This window comes from Coraliomargarita sinensis (assembly GCF_003185655.1).
GTDB lineage: Bacteria > Verrucomicrobiota > Verrucomicrobiia > Opitutales > Coraliomargaritaceae > Coraliomargarita_B > Coraliomargarita_B sinensis.
In genome coordinates, this window is sequence record NZ_QHJQ01000013.1 from 42,548 (window position 1) to 69,385 (window position 26,838).

Consider the following 26,838-nt stretch of genomic DNA (forward strand, 5'->3'; position numbering starts at 1 on the left):
ACGAGTCACCCTCGTCTGAAGGACTCGGCCGCTTCCCTGGCTGGCCTTACCCTAAACCGGGACAACTTACCTCATGATCGCTATGCTTTTCCCCATGAATCGACTTCGCCTGCTGCTCATTGTACTCCTGTTTTCGTTCTCATGTCAGGTCGGTCAGGCCAATGTAGGAACACCCGCAGCCAAGCTGTGTGCCCCGATCTTCAACGATCATGCGGTCTTCCAACAGGGAGAGGCCATCCCCGTCTGGGGCTCGGCCCCGGCTGGCGCTTTGATCTCGGTTGAATTCAATGATGCCACGGTCACGACCCGTGCGGCTCCGGATGGCAGCTGGCAGCTCGAGCTCCCGCCCATGCCAGCGGACAAACTCGACCACTTGGACCAGTTTCCGGAAGGCAGAACCCTGACGGTGACCTCCGACAAAGGACCGGCACGCAAGCAGATCTTTCACAACATTCTGATCGGCGAGGTTTGGCTGTGCTCCGGCCAGTCGAATATGGCTGGCAAAGTGCGTAATAACCGCAAAAAGCAAAATCCCGATGACGACCTGACACAGCTGCAAATGCCTGCCCTTCGCCAATATCGCAGTGACACGGGATGGATCTCCGCCACCCCAGAAGAGGTCCGGGAATTCAGCCGCGTGGGTGTGACCTTTGGGCGTAAACTCCAGCAGGAACTGAACGTCCCGGTCGGCCTGCTGTTTGGCGCCGTTGGCGGCACGAAAATCGAGACCTGGATCCGGCCGGACGCCGGCGTGGATACCAGCGCCAAACATGCCCCCGGAAGCAACTACCGCAAACACATCGATCCAATCGCCGGCTATGGCTTGAAAGGAATTCTCTGGTATCAGGGTGAGGGCAATGCGAGCGACGGCTTCGCTTATTTCGATAAGCTGAAAAGCCTGATCGATGGCTGGCGCACCGTCTGGAGCAATCAGGCTCTCCCCTTTCTCATCGTGCAACTGGCCGGGATCGGTCAGTCCGATGCCGAACAGCCCGCCATGGGCGATGGCCGCGCCGCAATCCGTGAAGCCCAGTTTCAAGCCATGAAGCAGTTTCAAAATGTCGGACTGGCCACCGCGATCGACATCGGCGGCCCCGGCGAGCATCCACCCAACAAGACGGATATTGGCATCCGTCTGGCACACTGGGCCCTGCACCATAACTATGCCAGGGAAACCATTGCCGCCAGCGGCCCGATCTTCAAGGGCTTTGAACGCAAGGATTCCGCCATGGTGATTCACTTCGAAAACGCCGAAGGTCTTATGCTCGGCCGCAAAGATACTTACGACCCGGTCCAAGCGGTCCCGGAAGGCACTCCGCTGCCCTGGCTCTCGATTCAGGACCAAAAGGGCAATTGGCACTGGGCGGAATCGCGAATCCTAGGAGAAACCCTCGTCGTGCAGCATCCCGACGTTTCGAATCCTAAGGCGGTGCGTTACGCCTGGACCAACAACCCGAATCATCCCGTCGGCCCTTACCTCTACAACCAGTACGGCCTACCGGCTTTCCCATTCACTACTGAATCTTGGTCTTCCCTTCTGGATTAGGCGTCTGCAGCAAACCCGCATATCTGATACCTCCAACTTCTTAACATGATGAAGTGCGTTATCAGCAAAAGCTTCCGGGCTACCATCGCTCTGTTTTTAGCCCATGCACTCGAGGCTGAGATTGCCGTCCTCCAAAACGGCCAGCAGCTTCGTGTCGAAATCGATGGTGAGCTTTTTACCGAATATCGCACCGAGCGCCATGTCCCTTGCCTCTACCCCTTGCTGAGTCCGGACGGCACCCACCTCACCCGGCGATATCCGTTTGCGGAAAATATCGTAGGAGAGGCCTCCGACCATCCGCATCACATTGGCTTCTGGTTCGCACATGGTGATGTCAACGGCTACGATTTCTGGCATGGAAGGAACGGAGAAAGGATCACGACTTCCAGAGTTCAACATGGGAGCGTCGACAAGGGTCCTGAAGGCTCACGTGTTCGTTTTTCCGCAGACTTGGATTGGATCGCAGGCCGTAAGAAGTTACTCACCGAGAGGCGTGTTTACACGATTATCGAAAAGGGTAGCGATCGGATCATCGATGTCACCTGTCACTTGAAAGCGACGGAAACCGAGCTTGTCTTTGGCGATACCAAGGAAGGCAGCTTCGCCCTTCGATTAACGCCGACTTTGCGCCTCAAGGGGGAAGTCGCACGAGGAGCCATCACCAACAGCGAGGGCGCCCAGGGCCGCGACGCCTGGGGGCAGCGCGCCCGATGGGTCGCCTACCACGGCCCCGATTCGGCCGGCACGGCGACTGTCGTAGCCATTTTTGACCATCCAGAAAACCTGCGGCACCCTACCTGGTGGCACGCCCGCGACTACGGACTCTTAACCGCAAACCCCTTCGGCCCGAAGGCCTTTGGCGACGACACATTTACAAACAAGGGAGACTTTATCCTGAAAGAATCCGAGACGCTGACGCTCCGATACCGGTTGGTCCTGCATCAAGGCAATCTTCATTCAGCAGAGCTGAATGAGCGCTGGAACGAATTCACCAGAAACCGCCCGGGCCAATCCGATCAAGTTCAAGTTGAAAACAATTCAGCCCCCTGAAGAAATCTATCTCAGAAAATGCCGGCGGTAGCGCCTTTTTCCAGCTTCCTCCTTGCATCGGAAAAAAACCTCCGAAAAATGCCCGTTTTTAACAGGGAGTACTGAACAAATCGCCCCCACCGCTTTCATAAAAACACGTCCAACCTGAATTTTAACTGTCAGATCAAGCAATTATGAACCCCATATCACGTCGTCAATTCGTCAAAGGCCTCACCGCTGCCGGTGCCGCCTCCACACTAAGCTTTCCGAGCATCATTCGTGCTCAGGGCCTGAATGAAAAACTTCAAGTCGGCTTCGTCGCGGTTGGCGGCCGCGCCCACGCCCACACCCAGGCCTGTCATCAGCATGGGCTTCATTGTGTGGCCTTCGCCGAAGTTGACAAACGGCGCTGGGGTGGCGTGCTCGAGAAAGAAGGTTGGGAAAAAGCCACCGGCTACACCGATTGGCGGGAAATGTTCAAGAACCACGGCGATGAGCTCGACGTGGTCTTCGTCACAACGCCGGACCACACACACTTTGCGCCGTCGATGACAGCGGTTTCCATGGGCATTCACTGTTACACGGAAAAACCGCTGACCTGGTCGGTTAAGGAGGCCCAACTCCTCACCGCAGCCTATAAAGCCAACCCGAAGGTGGTCACCCAAATGGGTAATCAAGGCCACTCCATGCAGGGCTGGCGCCTCGCTTACGAATACATCAAGGCTGATGCCATCGGCGACGTCACCGAGTTCCACACCTGGACCAACCGGCCGGTCTGGCCGCAGGGCGGTGACCGCAAATCAGGTTCCGATCCGGTGCCGGATCATCTCGACTGGGATGCGTGGGTCGGCCCCGCTCCGATGCGTCCCTACCTGGCACCCGACCGTTGGGTCGACACGGAGGGTGAGACGCGCAGGCGATCTTACTATCATCCATTTGCCTGGCGTGGGATCGTCGATTTCGGATCCGGCGCGTTGGGCGACATGGCCTGCCACACTACGGACGGTATTTACGCCATCATGAATCCCGGTTACGCCGCAACCGCGGAACCGCTGGAAATGACCGGCCCGGTCACCGACCAATATCCGGCGGGCATGAAGGTCAAGGCCACGTACCGGGCAACCAAGGACCGTCCCGGATTTGCCACTTACTGGTATGAAGGCAAAAAGGCCGACGGCACCCGCTTCAAACCGGATACCCCGGAGGAACTTCTCTCCGAAGGGCGCGAGCTTCCCTTTACCGGCAACCTCGTCGTTGGCACCAAAGGCAAGATGCTTGTCACCGGTGACTACTGGAACGGCCCACAACTGATCCCGTCGTCGCGCCGTGCTGAATTCGGCAGACCCCCGCAGTTACTCGAGCGCTCTCCGGGTCACCACAAGGAGTTCATCATGGCTTGCAAGGGCGAGAAGCCGCGTGAATTCAGCCAGTCGAACTTTAGCTATTCCGGCCCGATGACGGCCAACATCCAACTTGGCAACCTCTGTGCCCGCGCCGGCAAAAAGCTCGAACTGAATGAAGAAGGCGTCATCACCAACGACCCGAGCATCAACGAACTCGCCTGGAGAGAACCGCGCGAGGGCTGGGGCCCGCTGGTGCAGAAGATTTAATCAAGATCCCATCTACTCCGGCGCAGCGCCGGATACGTGCATCGCCCCCGGCTCCTGTCCGGGGGCGATTTGTTTGGGGCCAATACAATGCCGGGGCACTGCACTGAATCCGCCAATCGGCCAATTCCGGTTCAGGGAGCGACCACGACGACCAGTCGCATAAACATTCTGGCGTCGCTGGCCAAATCGCGGTGCACCTTCACCTCAACCTGGTCAACATTGTCACCGTAGTGATCATCTCTTTCGGTAATGATCACATTCGAACCATCGTGCACAGCAGTCGTCCAGGAGTTCAAATTGCTCCCGTATTTCGCTTCAATCGTTGTATTCGTATCTTCGTGAGCCGCATCTGCCCGGCGATAGATGTAAATGAAGTAATTCGTTTCGCTCACGTTATCGCTGGTCGGAAGCAAGGCCGTCACATCTTCAGACGGATCGCCTGCGCCCAGCACCCAGGCGATGCTGTCTTCGGTGCCGTCACCATTACTGTCGTTATCGGGCTGACTGCCCTCACCTGCCCAGCTTTCAAAAGGGCTTAAAACAAGAATGGATACCGTTGCCGTATTTGAACCGGCAGTTCCATCGTTGGCCGTGAAAGTGAAACTGTCGCTGCCGGTAAAATCCGGAGCCGGCGTGTAAATCAGGTTTGGCGCGGTTCCGCTAAGCGTGCCGTTGCCGGGTGGAGTCTCGATCGTGTAGCTTAGCGAATCGTCATTCGCATCACTGGCTGAGAGCGTGATTTCAAGTGCCACGTTCTCGATCGTGCTTACGGATTGATCGTTGGCCACCGGAACGTTGTTGACCTCCCATTGTGCATAAAGCGTCACATCATCCGTTATATTGAAGGAATCCTCGGCAATATAACCCGTGCCACTACCGTCACTGGCCGTGTTCCAGCCTCCGAAAGTAAAACCCTCGCGCTCAAGTGAACCGGTATTACCCAGCACCGTAACGGAATCATTCAGCGCGTAGGCATTACCATCCACAGGTACCGAACCTGAGTCGCTGCCATTGCCATCGTAGGTCACGCTGTAGCTACTACTGACCACTTGACCCACCACACTTTCGTAAGTTGCACCAAAGCGAATTTCATCAATGAAGTGATTTGGGTCGGCCGCCTTGGTCCCCACTGAGATCGTATCAAACAGCGACTGATCGATATTATCCACCGTCGTGTAACTGGAAACCGGAGATCCCAAGTTCAGGTCCGTCGGTACCTTGTAAATTTCGATCGTATCTGAAGCGGCGCCCCAGGTGATCTTACCGACGACCAGATAAAGTGTTTCCGGAGCCGCACTGTTCTCTGCATTGTCACTACTACGAGTCAGGCTGGGGGCCCAGTGGCAAGCCCGCAGTTGATTATTCTTGAAGGTAAAGCCAAGCGCGCCACCGGAGTTTTGGATGGGTATATTGTTGCCGCTGTTAAGACTTTCCGAACCGAATGCGAATCCGAAGTCGCCGTTGGTCGCGATGTCACTTCCGGTCTGAACAAGGACACTGAACCAGAGACTCACACCGTCTTCGAGTAGCCCTGCGTCGCTGAGCGATGTGCCGGTGGCAACGCCCCCATTCTGGTTGCTGAAGGAAACCTTGTTGCCGGTGGCCGTTGGGAGGTCGCCGTAATCAAGAGAACCTGCGACGACGGAGGCACTGCCACTCCAGGTTCCGCTCAAGCCGAAACCGGACGTATTCCCGTTAAGGGTGCTGTCTGAATCAGTAAACGGTTCGTAGATGACGGTAGGACCGGAAGCCCACTGCGCATACAATGTAATATTTTCTTCAACGCTGTAGGTTGCTCCGCCCGCATAGGGGGTACCGGAACCGTCAGAGGCCGTATTCCAACCGTCGAAATCATAGCCGGTGCGGGTTAAACTACCCTGATCGGAAAGGGTTAAGTCCGTATTGAAAATCTTGGTCTGCTCGGCCGGGGCGCTGCCCCCGTCGTTGCCGTTGCCGTCATAAGACACAATCGATTCGTTGTCGGCGTTACTTAAGCTGACATCCGCCGGATCGATACCGTCGTAGTCACTATCCGTGCTGGAGGCTACCGCCGTTACGACATCATAGTTTTGCTCGCCATCGGCTTCCGCATCGTCGGTGCCGGTAACTGTGACGGTTTGCGGGCTATCCCAGTCCGTTGTTCCGAAAGTCAGGCTGGACGGACTGACGGTACCCTCCCCGGCATCCGAAGAGGAAAGCCCAATGGTGACGTCGGCAGTCGGCTGTGTCCCCAGAGCCACCGAGAAAGTCGCCGTAGTGCCATGTTCAGAGGTATCTCCGCTGATCGCTCCCACGATAATTCCGGGAATATCGTCGTTGGAGCAAGTCACGGCGACGGTCTGCTCGCTGAGGGTATCGTAGGCATCCTCGCTCTGTGCGTCATCGACCGTGACACTTACAGTCGCGGCATCTTCCGTGGTCAGGGAATCGTCCACACCGGTGATCGTGACAGTTTGCGGTACATCCCAATTGGAACTGGTAAAGCTCAAACTGGCTGGCGAAACAGTCACTTCCCCTTCGTCCGATGAAGAGACATCAAAGACCACATCGGACGCCGGCTGCGAATCCAGAACCACCGTAAAGCTGTCGGTCCCGCCATCTTCATTCACGATCGCAGTGGATTGGCTTAAGGTAAAGCCGGCCACGTTGGCGGACCATTGTGCATAGAGCGTTGTATCGCCACTGATCGTGAACGATGCGCCGGGCGAATAAGCAGCGCCGGTCCCGTCATCAGCTGTGTTCCAATCGTTGAAAGTATACCCGGTCCGGACCAGCGAACCGCTGTTACCGAGAACAACCACGGTGGCACCACCACTGTAAGGACTGAGGGAATCGACAGGGGCCGTACCGCCGGTGTTGCCGTTACCATCATAATCGACCGGGTAACTGACCGGGGCGATCACGCCTTCACCGGATACGGTAAAAGTGTAGGCATCTTCGTCGGAATCATCATTCGCAATCGTGACCACAGCCGTGCGTATCCCGGCAGAACCGGGAGTAAAGGTCACCTCGAAAGTCGTGGAATCCCCCGGAATTACCGTGGAGGCCGGCTCGCTGGTGATGGAGAAATCTTCGGCATGGGCACCGGAAAGATCCACTGCAGGGCTGCCGCTTAAATTCAGGTTGGCGGCACCAAGGTTCTGAACCGTAAAAGTGTGCGCCACAGCAGCACCTCCGGTAAAAGCGGTGCCAAAGTCGGTGCCGTCCGCAGTTGATGGTGTTGTATCGCCGGAAACTATGCTGAGCGCATTCCCCTGAAGATTGATTTCCGGAGTGGCGGCCCCTCCGGATTCGTACGTGATGGTCAGTTTCGGACGATCCTCGGGGGTCGCGTATTCACGTGTTCTGATGCGGGAAATATCATTGGGCCCGGTCAGATCGGATGTCATGGTGAAGCCATAATTGGTTGCTCCATTGATCCAACTTTGCACTGCAGTAATCCCCTCCTGGTTCAAAGCCAGAGTGATTGTACTGTTGGCCGTACCAGGGGCCGAGGCGCTGCCGAAAGTCGTCCCTCCCAGCTGGGCGCTGCTGGTATTGTAGGTGGCACCATCTTCGGCCCACTCACCCGAGCTGCCAGTAGCGCCATTGATTTGGAAGGTGCCGGCAATTCCGCCGTCATCGGTAAGCTCCAAGCTCACTCCGGTCACGATGGTACCGGAAGGAATCGAGCTAAGGTCGAAATAGAGAAGCCCGTGCTTGTCCTGCTGTTGGGTACTTGGGCTGGTGCGGTTGTTCAACAGCATGGTCGTGTTGGTCCCCGTCCCGAAATTACTGTTCGGGCTGTCATAATCGATATAAGTGTCACGGGTACCTGAATAGCCTCCGACTCCGTCCTGGAATGACGCGCTCCCGACATCGAGTGCCCGCATCGTCACACCATTGCTGTCGCTTAGGGGACTATCACCTGTGCTGTCGTTATACTCGTCCGTGGTGCAGGTAACGGTGAGGTTCGCTATATCCGTGCCGCCATAGGAGCCCGTACTATTGCCGGAAAGGGCCACTGTAACGACATCATCGTCGACTCTGGTGACGGTGCCCTTGCTCACTCCTGCGGGAAGGTTTTCCAGGGCCCAGTTTTCAGCATTCAGGGAACCGGAGAAGGTTCCTCCGTTAAGAATGACCGTAATCAGTTCGCCATCCTCGGCCCCTTCCTGAATCCAGCCATCATCGGTAATCTCAATGAATTCGGCATCATCCGTCGCGGTGAAGGTGACACCTGTATTAGCGGATAAAGCGGATACGGCAGAAACGACTTCAGCAGCGGTGCAGCTAACCGTCATGCCTGTGATATCAGTGTCGTAATCGACGGTGCGATTGCCGCCAAGAATGATACGTACCGTCGTGTCATCAATGCGGGTCACGCTACTGATAACCACACCCGCCGGCTGATCGATCAGGCTCCAGTTCTCCGCCGTGATCGGGTCGGTAAAAATCCCGTCGGCCAAACTCACCACGATCGTCTCGCCATCCTCGTCCGCTTCCATGATCGAACCGTCATCCGTGAGCGATATCGAGGCGGTCTTGACGAAGTTCGCGACCAGCGTCATGTCCGCCGTCACATTGATCACAGTCAGCGGATTGTCGAAACTGTAAAAGCTGCCGAGTTGCGTCCATTCGGCGAAGTGATACCCGGACGGCGCGTTGGCTGAAACCGGCGAGCTATTGCTACCTTCCCCGACCACCTGACTGGTCTCGCCGCTCAAGCTGGCACCCGCGGTGCCATCAGTCTGAAAATCGACGGTGTAAGTGACCGCACTTTCTTCAAAAACCTCCACCGTAAAGTCCTGCCAGGCAGGTTCGTAACCATCGTCAGCGGTCAGCCGTATGGTGTAGTTGCCGGCTGCAGTAAACCTCACGGTGGTGTCGACTGCATCCGGGTCCCCGAAAGTAACGGGGGCCGGCCCACTCTCCAAGGTCCAGGTAGTGATCAGGGGGTCATCGTCGCCGTCGCTCACGATACCATCCAGACTGATCGTGGCACTCGCCCCCACAGCGACAGACTCAAAGTTCTGCAGGACACCGGCATCGTCCAGGATTTGGTTGTGATACGAACGAAAGATCGCGATCTTCCCGTCAAAGCTCTCCGTGCTGGAATCGCCGCTTCCGGCACCACCGACGTTGTTTTCGCCCCGTTCTCCGAGTCCGGAATTGTCACCGCCGCACATATCGCTATCCGACCTGCTGCTGGTTACCTTCAACTCGCCGTTCACATAAAGCTTGTAGTTGTCCGTGCTTATACTCGGGTCGTAGGTCACCACAACCTGGATGAATTCTCCGGTCAGTGAACTCACATCCCAGGACATTTGCCCGTCGTTGCTGTCATGCGCCGTCTCGATGACACCATTGTTGTAGAAGATGCCGAGGCCAGTGCCTCCACCGGTTTCCCAGAGGACCTGGCCATTGCTGGGATAACTGGCAGACGCATCCGGCTTGAACCACAGCTCCAGTGTAATTGGCTGGGTGTCGGCCCCCATGTCCTGCAAGCCCGGACCTTCACATCCTCCAGTACCAAGTTGCCCTCCCGGAAAATCGTAAGCCGACACAATGCCGGGATATCCGCTACCCGCGTCCTGCACATAACTGACGGCGGCATCAATACTCAGGTCCCACTTGGCAAGGCTGTCTTCCCAAGTGACGTCGGCCCCATCGTCCAGACCTGCATCGAGAAAGATATCCGCACCCGCTACCGGATCCGGCGACACCACCCCAACCAGATAAACCGTCTGGTTGCCGGCAACAGCGACACTCGGCACCTGGTTGTCATCTTCGATGATATTCAGATTTACGGGGTTGGTTCCGAGAACACTGCCGCCAACCGGATTGGACAATGTGATGGTGACCGTTTCAACAGGATCTTCGTGATCACTGTCGTCCGTAATCGGAATGGTGAACGTTCTGGGATCGCTGTCGCCCGCCGGCCAGTTAAACGTCCCGCTGGTCCCCGTGTAGTCAATCCCATCCGTCGCTGTGCCATCGGATGTGGCGTAATCCACAGAAATATCGCCACTGGCACTGCCTATTCGATTCACCGTGATCGTCGCGCTACCACCATTTTCAGTTATGCTGTATTCCGATGCACTGAAGCCTACTGTTTCGAAAATGCTGAAGAAGCCGCTATCCAGTGTGACATCACCATCGGTTGGATGCGTGAGCGTGACGCGGATGAAATAGTCGTCTCCGGGTGCCTGATTGGCGGGGATCACCCAACTGGTATTGCGATCGGTTGCGGGGTTGATGTCCGTGGCGATATTGGTGTCGATGGCCGCGCCCTTGTAAAGTGTGATACTGGCGGTGTAAGTATGATCGCCTCCGGTGAAAAAGATATCCATTGTTTGACCCGGCAAATACTCATCGTTCGCCTGGGGCTGCTCGACATTGACTGCCGTCCGGGTCGATCGAGCGGCAGCATATTCTGCCCCGTACCTCGAATTGCCCTGCCCGGTTAAAATGGTCAGATAGTTGAGCGCGCCCAGCGAGGGGTTGGTACCATCAAAACCGGAGAGGTTTTCATTCGAACCATTATAGCCCAAACCGCCCGTGACATAACGTTGGTCCGCGTAAATATCCCCGGTGGCATCGTAGCCGAGTTCGGCGCCGGTGGGCGCGCTGCCGTAGAGTACATTCGGATTCGCGTAGTAAGGCGCACGAATCCCCTGTCCCCAGCCCCAGTCATAGGCCATGATGGTACGAAGACGGTCCGCGTTCGTGCCGGAATCACCATCTCCGTCGAAGCGCCAGCCATAATCCCCTTTGTACGATTGGCTGGAGTCGCCCCAACTGTGGTCGCAACCGAGGTTGTGACCGAGTTCGTGGGCGAAGGTCAAGCGTGTGGACGTAATATAATTCCGCGCGGTGATGCTGGAATTTCCGGGCCTGTAGGCGATGCCGGCACTGCCATCCGCCTGCTTGACGACGAAGGCTTTGAAGTCGGCCCCCAGCAGATTGGCATAATCCGAAACGGCATCCAGAATGCCGTCACTTTCATTACTCAGGTCCCCCAGTTCATCACCCGAGCTCATTGACCCGTCAGTCGCACCGGGAAACACATAATCCGGATCTTCGATCGTGCCCAACAGCATCATTTCCGTATTGCTTATCTCACTATTGTCAAAGGCCTGATTCATCCGGTCGATCGCGTCGAGCAGGCGGGCTTCAATCTGCGAAACTCCATTATCCGCAATGCGCGCTTCGCGGCCATAGCCGATCACGACATCGACCGTGACCCAGCCGGTCGTCTCGGCTGCCACGGTTCCCTCTTCCGAACTGACCGTCTGTAGTGCCACACCGGAGTCATCCAGTTCTTCCTGAATCAACTCCGCCGCGGTAAGATCTTCATGATGCTGATGACCGCAATTGCCCCCCTCGCCGCAGACCTCGTCGGGCTTGCCGCAGGTGGCGGTCATGGCAGCGTGATCCAACTCACGTACCATCAGGTAACCATCGCTCAAAATTCGATACTCGTAGTGCAAGGCCTGCATCGGATGAGTCACGTTACCATGGACGATACCATCATGATAAACGAACTGGACCTGACTCAAAGGCTCTCCGACGATCTTGCCTTGTAAGGTGTGCGTTCGCGCTGAGCGCGTCTTGATCGTCTCGAAGTGAATTTCGATCAAGTCTTCTCCAGTGGTGGGCACCCGAAGCCGCGCGGTCGTTCCGGTCAGGATCTGATCGAAGGCATCCGCATTGAATGCCATCCGCCGAGCCGCTTTGGTGTAAGTATCGATCTCATCCACCATCAGTTCAGTGCGACCGTCCGCGGGAAGCTTGGCCATCATGGCGGGTGCACTTAATCCGGATTGATCAGAAATTTCTCTGGTGACCGGCTTGGCGTAGCGCCTCTTCTGATTGACACCGCGTGGAAATGGCAAGGCGGGTGTTGCATTGCCGTAAAGTTCATCGTCAAAATTTTCCTTCGAAGGAAGAGACGCAGAACCCGGAAGCCGGGGGCTGGCCCCATTCGCCGCGCTCTCTTCATGAACCTCTGTGCGATTCGCTCTCTCTTGCTTGTCCGAAACGTTTCCGGAATGGAAATCCACGTAGATGAAGACAGACAGCACGGCCAACAAAAGCAGCAAAGTAAGATTTCGTCTGTTTTTCACTCGTATCCTTTCACATGCGCCTTACAGGAGACAATAAGGCGTCAGCGACAAATTCACAAAATTGAGGCAACACTCCTTAATAGCAACTTGTTCAGGATTAAAGTGCTCTCAAGTAAGTTGTAGCAGATAGTTGTAAGTAAATTGTAAATTTATGCTGCGACTCCGCATTTAACCGGCAGGCGCTGGGCGATTCGGCACTCGGTAGCCATTTTCGCATTCGCACACGAGAGGGCCCTTTAAAAAGCAAGAAAGGCACTCGCCATCAATCGCTTGCGCTAAATACAACGGCCGCCTTGACGGACTTTCACAGGGCAAGCCCGGTGATCGCAAGGGATCCCTTCTGCAAACTATTCCGCCCAGGCTTTAAATTTGCCCAGTCCCTCTTCAATTTGATCCAGATCGATTCCCGAGTAGGCAAAGCGAATGTAAAATTGTTTTTCACCCGGGATCGGGGAACCGAAGTGCTTCCGAGTGCAGAAGGACACGCCGGTCTCCTGTAGCACCGCTTTGCGGAATAGCTCGTAGTCGGTCAAGCCCTTGGCCTGCATCAACTCCGTCACATTGGGAAAGAGATAGAAGGTGGCATCCGGCCGGTAGCACTTCACTCCGGAAATGCTGTTCAAAATAGCCACGGTCATGTCACGCCTTTCCTTCAAAACGGTCAGGATTTCCTCGTGGCCGGATTGATCGCCGGTCAGCGCTTCGATGCCCCCGTACTGGATGAAGTGATTCGAGCAGGACTCGTCGTTCACGTTCAGTTTGGCGATCATGTCGATCACCTCCTTCGGCCCGATGGAAGCCCCGAGGCGCCAACCAGTCATGGCATACTTCTTGGAAAAAGTGTAGAGAATGACAGTCCGCTCCTCCATGCCCTCGAACGAGGCCAGAGAAGTGGACTTCCCGGCATAACGCATGTCGAAATAAGCTTCGTCACTAAGCACGAAGAGGTCGTGCTTGATGGCTAGTTTCGCGATGGCTTCCAGTTGCTCGGGGCTAGACTCGGCACCCGTCGGGTTTTGCAGGTCATTCACGATGAGCAGGCGGGTCTTCGGAGTGATCAGCGCTTCGATCGCGTCGAGATCCAGTTCGAAGTTGTCTTCGCCCTCGTGGTAAGTGTAGGGCACGGCCACCCCGCCGTTGAATTCAATTTGCGACTCGTAGATCGGATATCCCGGATTCGGGTAGAGCGCCTCATCGCCGGGGTTCATCAGGGCCAGCACAAACTTGCCGATCGAGGGTTTTCCCCCGGGCTGTACAGCCACGTTGTCCATGGTGTAGCTTGTGCCGTGACTCTTGTTGATATCCTCGGCCAGCGCTTCACGGAGGGGAGGAATTCCGTAGTTCGGGCAATAACCGGTCTTACCATCCTTCATCGCCTGATAGGTCGCTTCGATAATGTTTCGAGGCGTGGTGATGTTCATATCACCAAGATGAAAGGGATACACCTTGTTACCCGCAGCCACGTGAGCGGCGGCTTCGCCGGAGACCGCGAACGCGGTTTCGGTGCCTAGTCGTGAGAGCCGATCTGCCAGTTTCATTGTTATCTCCTGAATTGTACTCTGTTGTTGTGGTTAATTCACCACGTTAATCGGGCTGCCGTCGATGAAGCCCGCCACATTATCGACCGTCGTCTGCATCAATCGCTGGCGTGCTTCCAACGTAGCCCAGGCAATATGTGGGGTGATCAGGCAATTTTTCGCCTTCAACAATGGGTTGTCTGCCTTGATCGGTTCGACCGAAGCGACATCCAAGCCGGCTCCCGCCAAAATCCCGGTATCCAAGGCTTCGGCCAGATCTTCCTCCACGATGAGCGGCCCGCGTGAGGTGTTGATCAGAAAGCTGCTCGGTTTCATCTTCTTGAGGAGGGCCGCGTTGACGAAGCCGACGTTGTCGGCCGTCTGCGGGCAGTGGAGGGAAACCACATCCGATTTTTCAAAGAGTTCCTCCAGCTCGACCCATTCAAAACCGTCGAGATCGGGGGCGTCTTTTCTTGTCCGGGTGCAAGCGATCACCTTCATCCCAAAGGCAGAGGCCAGTGCTACCGTCCGGCGACCGATTCGGCCGAGGCCGACAATCCCCATGGTTTTTCCGGATAATTCCACCAGTGGAGTTTTCCAGAAGCAAAAATCCGGATTGGAACTCCAGGCCCCCTCTTTCACCAGATTACCGTGAAGGGCTGCATTGTGACACAGCTCCAGCAGGAGCGCAAAAACGAATTGCCCCACGGAATCTGTGCCGTAGATCGGCACGTTGGCGACCGGGATGTCTTGCTTACGTGCGGCGGCCACGTCGATCACATTGAATCCGGTCGCCAGTACCGAGATAAACTTCAAGTCCGGCAACTGGGCCAGAGTCTCGGCTGTGAGCGGTGTCTTGTTGGTTAAGACGATATCCGCCCCGGCACAGCGTTCAACAATTTTATCCGCCGGGGTGCGGTCGTACACCGAAAATTCACCCAATTTTTCTACCCCGTCCCAGGGGTTGTCGCCGGGGTTAAGTGTAAATCCATCTAATACTACAATTTTCATAACTTTAAAGATTCTAATAACAGATTCAGTGCCGGTTGTATAGACTTTTTGACATTTGAGAAAAATCGCCTTCCGGAATTGTAGCTTGGAAGCATGCGATACCCGGAGCGCCGGATGATACTTCATTCCGTACTCATTTGCGAAACCATCCTATCCAAATACGGACATGTGACTGTTCACTTTTCGGATTCTCCAGGCAATCCAATCCCCTATGTTCGGTGCCCGGCACGTATCCGATAATATGAAAAATTTCTTTGGCAAAAAATCACACAGCGCACTGACACTGGTTTTCATCGTCAGCCTTGTTCTCCACGTCGTCGCGGTGTTGATCTTTGGCACCATCAAGTTCGTGGAGTCTGTCCTGCGCGAAGAAACAGTCTTTGAGGCGGCGCCGGTTGAGACACCGCAACAAAAAGAACCCGAGTACCAGGTGAACATCCAGCAGAGGAATCAATCGACTCCCCCGCCCCGTCCACCGGCGATTGTGGTCAATAATCCTTCCGAACTGAACATCCCCGCCCTGGACATCGATGTCAACGTGGACAGCAGCTCCGTCTACGGGCGCGGTGGCGGCGGTTTTGGCGGCGGTCTTTCCGGGGTTCGGGAGATGGCACTCGACATCAAGCTGACCGACTTCGGCTACACCGGCCAGGTCGAGGGCACGCTCAAGGGATCGTTTTTCGACACCAAAGTGGACCCTCGCGGCAAAGCACTGCTCACCCCGGAGGAAATTTCCAATGGCGGCTTTCTTATGAATCGCATGGGGCAAATCTCAAAAGAGTTCACGGGCGGGAACTGGCGCTTGCGGGACCTTGAGCGCGATTATTTCAAAGCGGACAAGGAACTGTATGCCTCGTATTGGATGATTCAGAAGGGCCCTGCCGAAAAAGCGCCCAGGGATTTCGGCGTCGCCGATCAAGTGGAGCCCAAGTCGATTCTGGCCCTTTACGAGGGCACCTTCACACCGGAAGAAAGCGGTGAATTCCGCTTCTACGCGAAGGCCGATGACATTCTGATCGTTCGCGTCAACTCGGACATCGTTGTGGATGGCAGCTATTACTTCAATCGCTTCTCCAACTGGAAAGTGGAAGAAAAAGGCACGAAGAACCTGATCGGTATCGGCGGGATGCCCCCGGCCTACGGAGACTGGATGCGCTGGGAAGCCGGGAAACCAATGGAACTGAAAGTCCTGGTCGGTGAAGCACCTGGCGGAGTCTTCGGATGTTGCCTGCTTTACCAAAAGAAAGGCGAAGACCGGCTCAGGGTCTTCTCCACCAAACCACTGACTTCAAAAGAAAAACGTATTCTCAAAGGCATCCACCCTGACGTCGAGGAGTGGCTATGATGGCAGAGGCTCTGTTGAAGGGGCAGGCAACTACTCCTTAATTTAAGAACGGACCAATGCTTACGCGACTTTGCCTGCTCGCAGGTTGCCATCCACCCAAAACCTCTACTCAATCCCCAACCGTGGAAAATTTCGGCAAACTATCCGACGGTCGCGAGGCCAAGCTCTACACCCTGGGCAATCAGAAAAAGATGACGGCAAAGGTGACCGACTTTGGGGCCACCCTTGTTGCGCTGTCAGCGCCCGACAGGGAAGGCAAGACCGCTGACCTGACACTTGGCTTCGATACGGTCGAAGGCTACGCCAGTGAGGCAAACCCCTGCTTCGGCGCGACCGCGGGCCGCTTCGGCAATCGCATCGCCGGCGGACGTTTCACGCTGGACGACAAGACATACGAGTTGGCCACCAACAATGCCCCCGGGGGAATTCCCTGCCACCTTCACGGCGGCAATGTCGGCTTCAACAAGCGTATGTGGTCCGTGGTTCAGGCCACGAGCTCATCCGTGACATTTGAGTATATTTCCGCAGACGGGGAAGAAGGCTATCCGGGCACACTGACCACCCGGGTTACCTACACGGTGACGGAGGACAACGAACTCATTTGGGATGTGACTGCGACCACTGACGCGCCGACGGTCGTCAATATCATCCACCACAGCTACTGGAACTTATCCAACCAGCCCGGCAGCTCGGCCAAGGACCACATTCTGGAGCTCCATGCCGATCGTTATCTACCGACCGACGCCGGACTCATTCCTACCGGTGAGCCTGCTCCGGTTGCCGGCACGCCCATGGATTTCACCCAACCCGCCAGAGTCGGCGAACGCATCACGGACGACTTTGACGCCCTCAAGCTTGCCGGAGGCTACGACCACTGCTGGCTCCTGAATCAGCCCGACTGCCAGGGGCTTGCCCCCGTCGCACGCTTACGTGAACCGGGAAGCGGCCGAGTGATGGAACTCTTTTCCAACCAGCCGGCCGTACAGTTTTATGCGGGCAACTTTCTCGATGAAAACGTGTCAGGTAAGAACGGGGTCCGTTACGGGCCGCAGAGCGGGCTATGCCTGGAAACCGAAAACTTCCCCGATGCCCCCAACCAGCCCGCTTCGCCCTCGCCCATTCTCCGCCCCGGAGAGACCTACAGGCACAGGATGGTGCATCGCTTCTCCGCCGAATAATTCAGTATCACATCCCTACAATCCGCATGAAAAATACACTACTCTGTCTTAGCCTGTTCTTTGCAGCCTTCAGCATCCCCTTCGCCGAACTATCCATGCCGAACTTCTTCGGCGATCACATGGTACTGCAAGCGGGGAAACCGGTAAAACTCTGGGGCACGGCCGAGCCCGAGGCCACCGTGGCAGTTCAATTTGCCGGAAAGACCTTTTCGACCGAAAGCAACGTCGAGGGCAAGTGGTCCCTGCATCTGCCTGCCATGCTAGTGGATGCCGAAGGTCAGCCGCTCCAGGTCGTGTCCGGTAAAGACCGGTTGAATTTTCAAGACGTGCTGCTGGGTGAGGTTTGGCTGGCTTCGGGCCAATCCAACATGGAGTGGCCCCTCGAACGGGTGGACCCGGAGCGCGAGGCGATTATGGCGGCCGATTTACCCGAAGTACGTTTCTTCCAGGCCCAGCGCACCACCGCGGCCTCCCCTCAGTCGGATGTGCCCGGCACCTGGACCGTGAGCCATCCGGAGACCGCAGCCAAGTATTCGGCGGTGGCTTATTTCTTTGCCCGCAAGTTGAATGCTGAACTGGGCGTGCCCGTCGGTATTCTGCAGTGCGCCTGGGGCGGCAAGCCGGTGGAAACCTTCACCAGCCGGGATGCCCTGATCACCACTCCATCCGGGGCCTCTCAGATCATGAACCACGATAAACAGGTCGCGGCCTACGACGAAGCGGAAGCCAGGGCAAATTACGAGAAAGCGCTGGCCGCCCACGAAACTGCCAAGAAGCAATGGGAGGCCACGCCCAAAGAGGAACGCAAAAGTCGCGCTCCCCGCCCGCCGCGGATGCAACGGGATCCGGCGCTGATCGCAGGCCGACCCGCCACCATCTGGAATGGCATGGTGCATCCGTTTGTCGGCTACGCCGTGCGCGGCGCAATCTGGTATCAGGGCGAGTCCAATCGGCGCCAGCCAAACGATTATGAAGAGCTTTTCTCCGTCATGATCAACGACTGGCGCGCGCAATGGGGCGACGATTTCCGCTTTCTCTGGGCACAACTGGCCAACTTCCAGCAACCCGTAACGGAGCCGGGGACCAACGACGGCTGGGCCGTCATTCAGGACCACCAGCGCCGCTGCCTCAAGCTACCCAAGACCGGTATGGCCGTGATCAACGATATCGGCGACGCCAACGACATTCACCCGAAAAACAAAAAGGATGTGGGCGAGCGCCTGGCCCGCTGGGCTCTGGCTGATGATTACGGCCAGGACGTCATTCAATCCGGACCGCTCTACAAAAGTCACACAATTGAGGGGGATGAGGTCATCGTGAGCTTCGACTATCCGGCGGAAGGCCTGAAAGTCCGCGACGGTAGCGCGTTAAAGCATTTTGAAATTAAAGACGCGGAAGGAACCTGGCACTGGGCCGACGCGGAAATCGACGGGAGCCGGGTTGTCATCTCCAATCGCAAGGTCTCCCAGCCAACCGCCGCCCGTTATGCTTGGGCCGCAAATCCGGAAGGAGCCAATCTGATCAACTCGGAGGGCCTGCCCGCCTCCCTTTTCACCACCGAATAAAGCCTGGCAGCCAAACCTGCGCCCTTCCAAACTTATGCGAAAACTCATATTATCATTATCACTGCTGTCGGGTCTGCTTGGCTTCGCCTCCGCGGACCAGGAATCCGCACGCCACAAGGAAGCGTTTCATGTGTATCTCCTGATCGGTCAGTCCAACATGGCGGGACGGGCGGCCTTCAGCGAGGAGGAAGCCAAACCCCTGGAAAAAGTTTACCTCCTGAATGCCGGGGACAACTGGGAGCCGGCCCGCAACCCGCTGAACCGCTACTCGACCATACGCAAGGGCCTCGGCATGCAGAAGCTGAACCCGGGCTACAGCTTTTCGCAAGCAATCGCGGCAAAGAACCAGAGCAATCGCATCGGCCTGGTGGTAAATGCCAAAGGTGGCACCAAAATCGAGCAATGGGCCAAGGGCACTCGCTTTTACAAGGAAGCGGTGCGACGTGCCCTTATCGCAACAGAAACGGGCACCCTCAAAGGGATCCTCTGGCATCAGGGCGAAAGCAATCACGGAAAGCCGCATGGTTACGCGGAAAAATTGGCCCAGTTGGTCGAGGATCTGCGCGAGGATCTGGGTAATGACGAGCTCCCCTTTGTCGCGGGCCAGATTATCGGGCCCAGCCCCATCAACCAGGAGATCGCCCGGCTACCGGAGCTGTGCCCGCATACCGCCGTCGCTTCGTCCGAGAGCCTGGAGACTTACGACCGCTGGCACTTTGACACGGAAAGCGTTAAGGAACTCGGCCGACGCTACGCCGAGGCGATGCAAACGCTGACTGAAAAACCGTAACTCACTTTCGGTATAGCTGCCGGGACAAATACATCCGAACACCGTAAAGCTCTGCTTATACGGACACGAAGGTGGCAGAGGACTGCCATAGCTACAAAAAGATCAGCATTCTTCGATGCGGTATAATACCGATTTGAAGAAGTTTTGATCTCTTTGAAAACAGGGTTCGTAGCGAACTTGCGCGAGCAAGGTCGATAGTCGTTTCCAAATGCCAATCGACGGCACTCTCGTGCCATCGCTACAATTGATCGATAAAGATCAAGTCTTTTTAAATCGGCTCTAAGCCAAAGCGCATGGCATCCGCGAGCGGAGCCTCTACGGTTTGCATGTTGACCCGACCGCGTCCTCAAAAGTGTGCCAGGGCAGCGTCGCGCATTTGATGCGTGCCGGGAACTTCCGGACCCCCTGCAGCGAAACAAGATCGCCGTCGGAATCGGAAGCTACCGTCTCCTCGCTCAAAAGGAGCTGCACGCGTTTCCCGCGCTGGGCGGCTTCTTCCAAAGTCTTGCCCTGTAATTCCTGGGCCATCATCGATGCACTGGCCTTGCAGATCGCGCAGGAGGCTGCCTCAAACCGAAGGTCCTCGATCCGGTTGTCATGGATTTTCAAATACACCTGCACCTTGTCCCCGCAGAGTGGATTGTAGCCTTCCGCCTGATGTGTGGCATCCGTCAACGCACCGTAATGCCTCGGCCTTTTATTGTGGTCGAGGATGATGGACTGATAAAGCTCGTCGAGTTCGGACATGGTGCACTCAGTGATGGAAAGAGTTAGAAACTCTCCGTCATTTCATCCAGATCATTTGTCGGTGGTTGGCATTGGGTACCGACACAAAGTTGGTAATCGGCGGGCAAATCGCCCTCAGCGACCTGCCGGATAAAACAACGCCGCCAGGGCTTCCCGGCAATCGCACGACGCAGGGCCGTCAGGTCCGCTGAGGGACGCACCTTGATCACGGCCACGCCAATCGCATCGCTCGCCACCGCCTCCAGCGCATGAGCCACCCCGGCGGCCACCTTGGCCGCGTAGTCGGCATAGGCCGGCAGAGTGGACTGGAATTCGCCGGCGTATTTCCCGTCGCCGGTCAGGGCGTAGAGTCCGCTCAGGGCGTGCATGAGCACGGAGTTGCCGGCCGGGGTGGCGTTATCAAACCATTCCTTGCGACGGGTCACCGGTGTTTCGACACCCTCCGCCGTAAAAAAGCAGCCGGCCATGTGCGGGTCACGGAATTTGTCGAGGGCGGCGTCCACGCACTGACGGGCGCGTTCCTGCCAGAGTCGGGATTGTCCGGGTTGCAGCCAGTCGATCTTCGAAGCGATCACGAGGAAGGCGTCGGCCACCGTACCGTAGTCGTGAAGGAAGCCATCCACCTGAGCCCCCTTCCCTTCGTAGTAAACTGCGTGCAGATTCAGGCCCCCACCGGTCTCCTCAATCACTTCCTTCCAAAGAAACTCGGCCGCCTTGACTGCGCGCTCCAGCCATTCCGGACGGTCGAAGTAGAAACCGGCATCGGCCAGCGCCCGAATCATCAAGGCGTTCCAGAAGGTGCTGATCTTGGTATCCTTGCCCGGCGGCACGCGCTCGGCTTCGCGATGGGCCAGAAGCTGGGATCGCGCCGTCTTCAATTTTTCGCGCACGGCAAAGTCGGCTTCCACCAGCGCGGGGTTGGTGGTGGCGTTTTCGAAGTTGCCTTTGTTTGTGATGTTGTAGGCCGTCCGTACTTCGCGGGCCAGCGACGGACCAAGCACGGCGTCGACCTCCTCCGGCGTCCAGACGTAATACTTTCCCTCTTCGCCTTCGCTGTCGGCATCGAGCGCGGCGTAGAAACCTCCCTCTTTCGCGCTCATCTCCCGGTCCAGCCAGCCGACGGTTTCCTCCACCACGGCCGCATAGAGCGGGGATTGATTGTCGAGCCAGGCACGGGTAAAGGCCTCGATCAGCAGCGCATTATCGTAAAGCATCTTCTCGAAATGCGGGATCAGCCAGTGCGCGTCCACGCTGTAGCGGGCAAAACCTCCGCCAATTTGATCGTAGATGCCACCGTGTGCCAGCGCGCGCAGGGTCGTGTGCGTCACTTCGTCGATTCGGTCGGCCAGCGCTCCAGCCGATTCGACCGCCGCCGAACGGCGCAGCGCACGAAGAAAATTCAGGGCCATCGACGGGGGAAACTTCGGGGCATCGCCAAAGCCCCCGTAACGGTCATCGTGGTTGCCGCATATCCCGTGCGCAGCCGCCACCAGCACCTGCGGCTCCCATTCCGAGGACGCGCCGCCGGTCGCCGCCGCCTGGGTGTTGGCCATGATGTTCTTTTGGATGGAATCGGCATTTTCGATCAACTCACCCTTGGAACGCTTGTAATAATCCACGATGCGCATGAGCAGCTGCGGCCAGGGAATGAGCCCGTTCCCCCGGTCCTCGGGCGGGAAATAGGTGCCGCCAAAAAAGGGTCGGCCATCCGGCAAACAGAAGACGTTGAGCGGCCAACCACCCTGTTGCTGGATCATCTGCACCGCTTCCATGTAAACCTGATCCACGTCCGGGCGTTCTTCACGGTCCACTTTCACGCAAATGAAGTGCTTGTTCATCAGTCCGGCAATGTAGTTGTCCTCAAAACACTCGTGCGCCATCACGTGGCACCAGTGGCAGGCGGAATACCCGATTGAGACGAGTAAGGGCTTACCGCTGGCCTCCGCCGCCTCTAAAGCGGCCTCGCCCCAAGGATACCACTCAACTGGATTAGTGGCATGCTGTTGTAAATATAGGCTATTCTCCCTAGAAAGTTGGTTTTGCATCTTGTTTTCTTTAAAGAATTTATGAAACGCACCCGTCAAGTCCGTTCACGCTCGCAGGATGGACGAATTGGATTAAGGTATGCACCATCGAGGATTCTATTGTGCAAGCAAATCACAAATCAGGATTTACCCTAGTCGAGATCATGGTGGTCGTTGTGATTATCGGTTTGCTGGCAGCTCTGGCAATACCAGCCTTTGAACGTGCAAGGAAGAGCAGCCAAAATTCCAATCTTGCCAGCGATCTTCGCGTTTACGCCGGGGCCGTTGAGACCTTCACCCTGGAAAACGGGATCTATCCCGAGGATTCCAGCTCGGGTGCCATCCCCGAAGGCTTAGAACCGTACATCCACAGCAACCAGTGGAATGATGGTCCGTCCATCGGCGGGGTCTGGGATGTGGAAAAAGACTCTTTCGGAATCATCTCTGCCATCGGTGTTCATAGATTTACCGTCGATGTTGATCAGCTCACGGACTTTGACGAAAAGTTTGATGATGGTGACTTGAGCAGCGGAAATTACCGCCAACTGGCCGCCGACCGCTACTACTACATCGTCGCGGAATAATACCACTTAGTGGTATTATTCCGGTTGCGCTTTTGTTTTGCAGCCAAGCCTCCCTGCTCCACAAGATAATGCTTTATCGATAAGCATGTCTTCCATCCGCATACTACCCGACCGTGTTGCCAATCAAATCGCCGCAGGCGAGGTCATTGAGCGCCCAGCGGCCGTGGTCAAGGAACTCGTCGAAAACAGCATCGACTCCGGGGCGACCCGTATCGAAATCGAATTCCGCAAAGGCGGTAAATCGTACATTCGGGTCGAAGACAACGGCCGCGGCATGAGCCCAGACGAGGCCCTGCTCGCCTTGGAGCGTCATGCCACCAGCAAGATACAGGATGCGGAGGATCTGAATTTGATTTCGAGCTTCGGCTTTCGTGGCGAAGCCCTGCCCTCGATTGCCTCGGTCTCGCGTTTTACCATGCGGACCCGCACGGAGGATTTTCAGCACGGCACAGAAGTCGTGATCAACGGCGGCAAGCTACTCGATAAAAAGGACTGCGGTATGCCGGTGGGCACCGTCATCGAAGTCTCCCAACTCTTTAACTCCGTGCCGGCCCGCCGAAAATTCCTCAAGACAGACGCCACCGAAACCGCGCACATCACCTATCTTTGCCGCCTCTTCGCCATCGCCAATCCGGGGGTCGCCTTCCGCTTGCTCGAAAACCGGCGCACGGTCTTTCAATCGCCCGCCTGCGAAAAGCTGGAAGACCGCATTTCCGAAATCTGGGGCCGCTCCTTGGCGCGCGATCTGATTCCCGTCTCGGTCGACGGGCCGGATGGCAAATATCGACTGACCGGACTGACAGCCAAGCCCGGCGTGGGGCGCTCGACGCGACGCGAATTGGTCACCCTCGTCAACCGCCGCCCGGTGGATAGCCGAACCCTGGGCTTTGCCGTGCTCGACGCCTATCACGGCCGCATTCAGAAGGGCCGCTACCCGCCCGCATTTCTCTTTCTGGAAATTCAACCACAGGAAGTTGACGTCAACGTCCATCCGGCCAAACGGGAAGTGCGTTTCCGAAACGACGGTGATGTGCGGCGCTTCGTCCTCGGTGCGATCAGCGAAACGCTCGCCGAACTTCGGGAGCCCCCGCCGGCACCAGCGGAAGCATCTGATCCGACTCCGGCAAAACAGGCCCCCTCACCTTCCGCTCAGCCCGCGGATCAGGCGAAGCCTCGGCCGGCGATTCGGCCGGCGGCGACCACCGCTACGGAGAAAGTTAAAGCCGGCAGCACGACTGTGGCCGACCACCGGCCCAAACCGGAAAGCGCCCCCGCGACGCCAACACGGCGCTCGGACTGGCAGTTGATTCGTTTGCTGAAAAACCGCTACGCACTTTTTAACGGGCCGAAGGGCCTGGTGCTCCTCCACCTCCGGCACGCCGACCAGCGTGTACGCTTCGAACGGATCCAGAAAACTTTCAAACAGAACAATCCCCCGAGCCAGGGCCTGCTCATCCCCGAACCATTGGAGCTCGAACCGATGGCCACCGCCACATTGCAGCAACACCTCGAACTGCTCAACAAACAGGGCTTCAACATTGAAGCCTTCGGACGTAATTTCTACCGCATCGAGGCAGTCCCCACCTGGCTGGATCCGTCGGAAGCTGTCGCTTTCATTCGCGACACCATTGATGAGCTGCGCCAGCGCGGAAGCAGCCGGAATAACGACGAGTTAATCTGGCAAACAGTGGCCACGCTTGCCGCGGAAGGAAGCTACCGGAAAAACGACGCCATCAACGAGTACGCGGCCCAGCAGCTCGCGGACGAGCTCTTCCAATGTGACATCCCCCACACCTCCCCGGCAGGCAAACCCACCTTCCGGGAAATGACTTGGGCGGATTTTGAACGACACTTTGAGCATTAAGGACCCGCATGATAGAACAAAGGCTCAACTTTAAAGCATGGCAGTCGCTTGCCCGTGAAGATCATAGGCAGATTGCGGAAAAATTTTTCAGCCGTCTCGAGCAGCTCACGCCGGAAAGCCGCAAAGCCTTGATCGCAGCACATCCTGAACGTGCCATCCTGGAGCAAAAGCTCAAGGCCGGCTGCGTCATGGAAAAAGCCCCTCTGGCCGGCGTGCCTTATTTGCTTCAGGACATGTTCGACGTGCAGGACCTCCCCACGCGTTGCGGCGCTCCGTTTGGAGAACCCTTTGAGGCCTTACTGGACGACTCCTGCCTTCTGGCCCAAACCCTGGGCAACCACGGTGCGAGCCTGCTGGCCAAGAGTGTGCCCTCCGAATTCGGCTGGGACATCCGCGGGCATAATCAAAGTTTCGGTGACTGCCCCCACGCCAATGGCCTGCGCTACATCTGCGGAGGCGGTGCCGGCAGCTGCGCACACGCGGTCGCCGATGGCTGGGCTCCGATCGCCTTCGGTCTGGATACCTGTGGCGGCATACGCATCCCGGCGGCTTTTCACGGATTATTCGGTTTCCGCATGGAGAACAACAATTACGCGCGTGATGGGGTCTTCCCACTCGTGCCTTCCCTGGATGCCGTTGGCTGGGTCACCGCCAATCTCGACGACCTGCTGTCCAGCCTGGAGATTTTCTATCGTCTGCAGAGTGACTCAGTGGACCGGGAACCACGCGGTTACCTACTCAAGGACAGCTTGCATGGCATCAGTCCGGAATCCACCGCCGGTCTCATGCAACTGACCCGCCCGCTCGACATCGACGACGAACCAGCCGTCAGTAAAATGCTGGCGAAACGTTTTCAACCCGGCGCCCGAGCTTTCCAAACCATTCAAAACCGCGAACTCTATTCCATTCATCAGCACTGGATTGAAGAGTATGGCGACTACTACGACCCGCACCTGCTGAAACGCATTGAAGCCGGCCGTTCCTACAGCCCGGCCGAGTCGGAAGAAGCCTCGATCACCCAGCAAAACATTCGCGCGAGTCTGATCAGTTTCTTCCGGGATTATGATTATCTGATTATGCCGGTGAGCCCGCTGCCCAGTCCGGAAAAACCCGAATGGGACAGCGCGCTGGAAGAGGAACTCCTGCAACTCAACGCCCCCTTGAGCCTGGCCTTCCTGCCGGCCTTGATCCTTCCCTATCAATGCGGCGAGGAGAAATTCAATGCCGCACAAATCATCGTCAATCCGCGCAAGCTGTACCTGGTCCCGAAAATCCTCGAACAGGTCCGCGAGGGATACGCTAAGTATTAAAGAGGCGGTCGCCGAAGTCGCCCAGACCGGGGAGAATGTATTTCTGTTCGTTGAGTTGCCGGTCGACCTTGCCTGCCAGGATTTTCACATCCGGATGCGCGGCTTCCAGGCAGGCGATTCCCTCCGGCGCGGCGATGATGCATATCATACAGAGTTTCTTGGCCCCACGCTGTTTCAGTTGATCGACACACTGCACCGCTGAACCCCCCGTCGCCAGCATCGGGTCGAGCACATAGACCTGCGAGGCCTCATCGAGTACCGGCATTTTGGCGTAATAACAACTGGCGACCGCCGTGGCTTCGTCGCGTTCCAGACCGATGTAACCCACGCTTGATCCCGGTATCGTCGCCATGGCGTGGTCGAGCATACCGAGACCGGCGCGGAGGATGGGCACAAACACCACAGAACCGGCGATGCGAGCGCCCTCGGTTTCTTCCAGCGGGGTTTGAACGCGGACTGAGTCCACCTCCAATAATTTCGCCGCCTCCGCCACCAGTACTTGCGTCATCCCGGAGCAGGCACGGCGAAAGGCAGGTGCTTCGGTCGCCACATCACGAATGGTGGTCAAGTAATGCTGCACCAGCGGATGATGGGAGAGCTCGGTCGTCAT

Annotated in this window: 16 protein-coding genes; 10 read left to right on the plus strand and 6 right to left on the minus strand. The window is 56.9% G+C overall.

What is annotated here, in order from left to right; translation table 11 throughout:
* Positions 1-94 precede the first annotated feature (94 nt).
* The 3 genes from DDZ13_RS14025 (at position 95) to DDZ13_RS14035 (ending at position 4,185) form a co-directional block, all read left to right on the plus strand.
* Positions 95-1,546 (plus strand): sialate O-acetylesterase, encoded by a 1,452-nt coding sequence (locus DDZ13_RS14025; RefSeq protein WP_158279931.1) that lies wholly within the window; start codon positions 95-97, stop codon positions 1,544-1,546.
* 45 nt (positions 1,547-1,591) lie between these two features.
* Positions 1,592-2,596 (plus strand): DUF6807 domain-containing protein, encoded by a 1,005-nt coding sequence (locus DDZ13_RS14030; protein WP_199221141.1) that lies wholly within the window; start codon positions 1,592-1,594, stop codon positions 2,594-2,596.
* A gap of 173 nt (positions 2,597-2,769) precedes the next feature.
* Positions 2,770-4,185: a Gfo/Idh/MocA family oxidoreductase gene (locus DDZ13_RS14035; protein ID WP_110132129.1), complete on the plus strand. Its 1,416-nt coding sequence runs from the start codon at positions 2,770-2,772 to the stop codon at positions 4,183-4,185.
* Between the two features lie 131 nt (positions 4,186-4,316).
* On the opposite strand, the gene DDZ13_RS14040 is transcribed toward DDZ13_RS14035, so the two are convergent.
* From DDZ13_RS14040 to DDZ13_RS14050, 3 genes are all read right to left on the minus strand, one after another.
* The gene (locus DDZ13_RS14040) at positions 4,317-12,293 is read right to left on the minus strand and encodes an InlB B-repeat-containing protein (RefSeq protein WP_146209380.1); all 7,977 of its coding nucleotides are present in this window, start codon (positions 12,291-12,293) and stop codon (positions 4,317-4,319) included.
* 347 nt (positions 12,294-12,640) lie between these two features.
* A complete protein-coding gene (locus DDZ13_RS14045; protein WP_110132091.1) occupies positions 12,641-13,831 on the minus strand; it encodes a pyridoxal phosphate-dependent aminotransferase in 1,191 nt (396 codons plus the stop codon).
* A 33-nt stretch (positions 13,832-13,864) separates the two neighbouring features.
* Positions 13,865-14,821, minus strand: a complete 957-nt coding sequence (locus tag DDZ13_RS14050; protein WP_110132130.1) for a D-2-hydroxyacid dehydrogenase — start codon at positions 14,819-14,821, stop codon at positions 13,865-13,867.
* A gap of 241 nt (positions 14,822-15,062) precedes the next feature.
* Between DDZ13_RS14050 and DDZ13_RS14055 the strand changes: the two genes are divergently transcribed.
* The 4 genes from DDZ13_RS14055 to DDZ13_RS14070 are packed head-to-tail and all read left to right on the plus strand — an operon-like array spanning position 15,063 to position 19,699.
* On the plus strand, positions 15,063-16,166 hold the full coding sequence (locus DDZ13_RS14055) for a hypothetical protein (RefSeq protein WP_146209381.1): 1,104 nt from the start codon (positions 15,063-15,065) through the stop codon (positions 16,164-16,166).
* Between the two features lie 56 nt (positions 16,167-16,222).
* On the plus strand, positions 16,223-17,344 hold the full coding sequence (locus tag DDZ13_RS14060; RefSeq protein ID WP_110132093.1) for an aldose epimerase family protein: 1,122 nt from the start codon (positions 16,223-16,225) through the stop codon (positions 17,342-17,344).
* Between the two features lie 26 nt (positions 17,345-17,370).
* On the plus strand, positions 17,371-18,909 hold the full coding sequence (locus DDZ13_RS14065) for a sialate O-acetylesterase (protein ID WP_158279933.1): 1,539 nt from the start codon (positions 17,371-17,373) through the stop codon (positions 18,907-18,909).
* A gap of 34 nt (positions 18,910-18,943) precedes the next feature.
* Positions 18,944-19,699 (plus strand): sialate O-acetylesterase, encoded by a 756-nt coding sequence (locus tag DDZ13_RS14070; RefSeq protein ID WP_110132095.1) that lies wholly within the window; start codon positions 18,944-18,946, stop codon positions 19,697-19,699.
* 315 nt (positions 19,700-20,014) lie between these two features.
* Here the strand turns inward: DDZ13_RS14070 and sufU are convergent, their stop codons facing one another.
* Complete coding sequence (gene sufU / locus DDZ13_RS14075; protein WP_110132096.1) at positions 20,015-20,446, minus strand: Fe-S cluster assembly sulfur transfer protein SufU; 432 nt, start codon at positions 20,444-20,446, stop codon at positions 20,015-20,017.
* Positions 20,447-20,469: 23 nt separating this feature from the next.
* A complete protein-coding gene (locus DDZ13_RS14080) occupies positions 20,470-22,491 on the minus strand; it encodes a thioredoxin domain-containing protein (RefSeq protein WP_146209382.1) in 2,022 nt (673 codons plus the stop codon).
* 101 nt (positions 22,492-22,592) lie between these two features.
* Between DDZ13_RS14080 and DDZ13_RS14085 the strand changes: the two genes are divergently transcribed.
* The 3 genes from DDZ13_RS14085 to DDZ13_RS14095 all read left to right on the plus strand — a co-directional run bounded on the left by DDZ13_RS14085 (position 22,593) and on the right by DDZ13_RS14095 (position 26,228).
* Positions 22,593-23,054 carry a type II secretion system protein gene (locus DDZ13_RS14085; RefSeq protein WP_233246172.1) on the plus strand — a complete coding sequence of 154 codons (462 nt, stop codon included), beginning with the start codon at positions 22,593-22,595 and terminating at the stop codon, positions 23,052-23,054.
* An 85-nt stretch (positions 23,055-23,139) separates the two neighbouring features.
* Positions 23,140-24,918 (plus strand): DNA mismatch repair endonuclease MutL, encoded by a 1,779-nt coding sequence (mutL, locus tag DDZ13_RS14090; protein WP_110132099.1) that lies wholly within the window; start codon positions 23,140-23,142, stop codon positions 24,916-24,918.
* An 8-nt stretch (positions 24,919-24,926) separates the two neighbouring features.
* Positions 24,927-26,228, plus strand: a complete 1,302-nt coding sequence (locus DDZ13_RS14095) for an amidase family protein (protein WP_110132100.1) — start codon at positions 24,927-24,929, stop codon at positions 26,226-26,228.
* On the opposite strand, the gene upp is transcribed toward DDZ13_RS14095, so the two are convergent.
* A complete protein-coding gene (upp, locus tag DDZ13_RS14100; protein ID WP_110132101.1) occupies positions 26,218-26,838 on the minus strand; it encodes a uracil phosphoribosyltransferase in 621 nt (206 codons plus the stop codon). The two genes, DDZ13_RS14095 and upp, sit on opposite strands and share 11 nt — an antisense overlap.

Coding starts and splice junctions, on each gene's coding strand:
- DDZ13_RS14035 (WP_110132129.1), top strand. CDS start 2,770: ATGAACCCCATATCACGTCGTCAATTCGTCAAAGGCCTCACCGCTGCC.
- DDZ13_RS14080 (WP_146209382.1), bottom strand. CDS start 22,491: ATGCAAAACCAACTTTCTAGGGAGAATAGCCTATATTTACAACAGCAT.
- DDZ13_RS14055 (WP_146209381.1), top strand. CDS start 15,063: ATGAAAAATTTCTTTGGCAAAAAATCACACAGCGCACTGACACTGGTT.
- DDZ13_RS14060 (WP_110132093.1), top strand. CDS start 16,223: ATGCTTACGCGACTTTGCCTGCTCGCAGGTTGCCATCCACCCAAAACC.
- DDZ13_RS14030 (WP_199221141.1), top strand. CDS start 1,592: ATGATGAAGTGCGTTATCAGCAAAAGCTTCCGGGCTACCATCGCTCTG.
- mutL (WP_110132099.1), top strand. CDS start 23,140: ATGTCTTCCATCCGCATACTACCCGACCGTGTTGCCAATCAAATCGCC.
- upp (WP_110132101.1), bottom strand. CDS start 26,838: ATGACGACCGAGCTCTCCCATCATCCGCTGGTGCAGCATTACTTGACC.
- DDZ13_RS14045 (WP_110132091.1), bottom strand. CDS start 13,831: ATGAAACTGGCAGATCGGCTCTCACGACTAGGCACCGAAACCGCGTTC.
- DDZ13_RS14095 (WP_110132100.1), top strand. CDS start 24,927: ATGATAGAACAAAGGCTCAACTTTAAAGCATGGCAGTCGCTTGCCCGT.
- DDZ13_RS14065 (WP_158279933.1), top strand. CDS start 17,371: ATGAAAAATACACTACTCTGTCTTAGCCTGTTCTTTGCAGCCTTCAGC.
- sufU (WP_110132096.1), bottom strand. CDS start 20,446: ATGTCCGAACTCGACGAGCTTTATCAGTCCATCATCCTCGACCACAAT.
- DDZ13_RS14025 (WP_158279931.1), top strand. CDS start 95: ATGAATCGACTTCGCCTGCTGCTCATTGTACTCCTGTTTTCGTTCTCA.
- DDZ13_RS14050 (WP_110132130.1), bottom strand. CDS start 14,821: ATGAAAATTGTAGTATTAGATGGATTTACACTTAACCCCGGCGACAAC.
- DDZ13_RS14070 (WP_110132095.1), top strand. CDS start 18,944: ATGCGAAAACTCATATTATCATTATCACTGCTGTCGGGTCTGCTTGGC.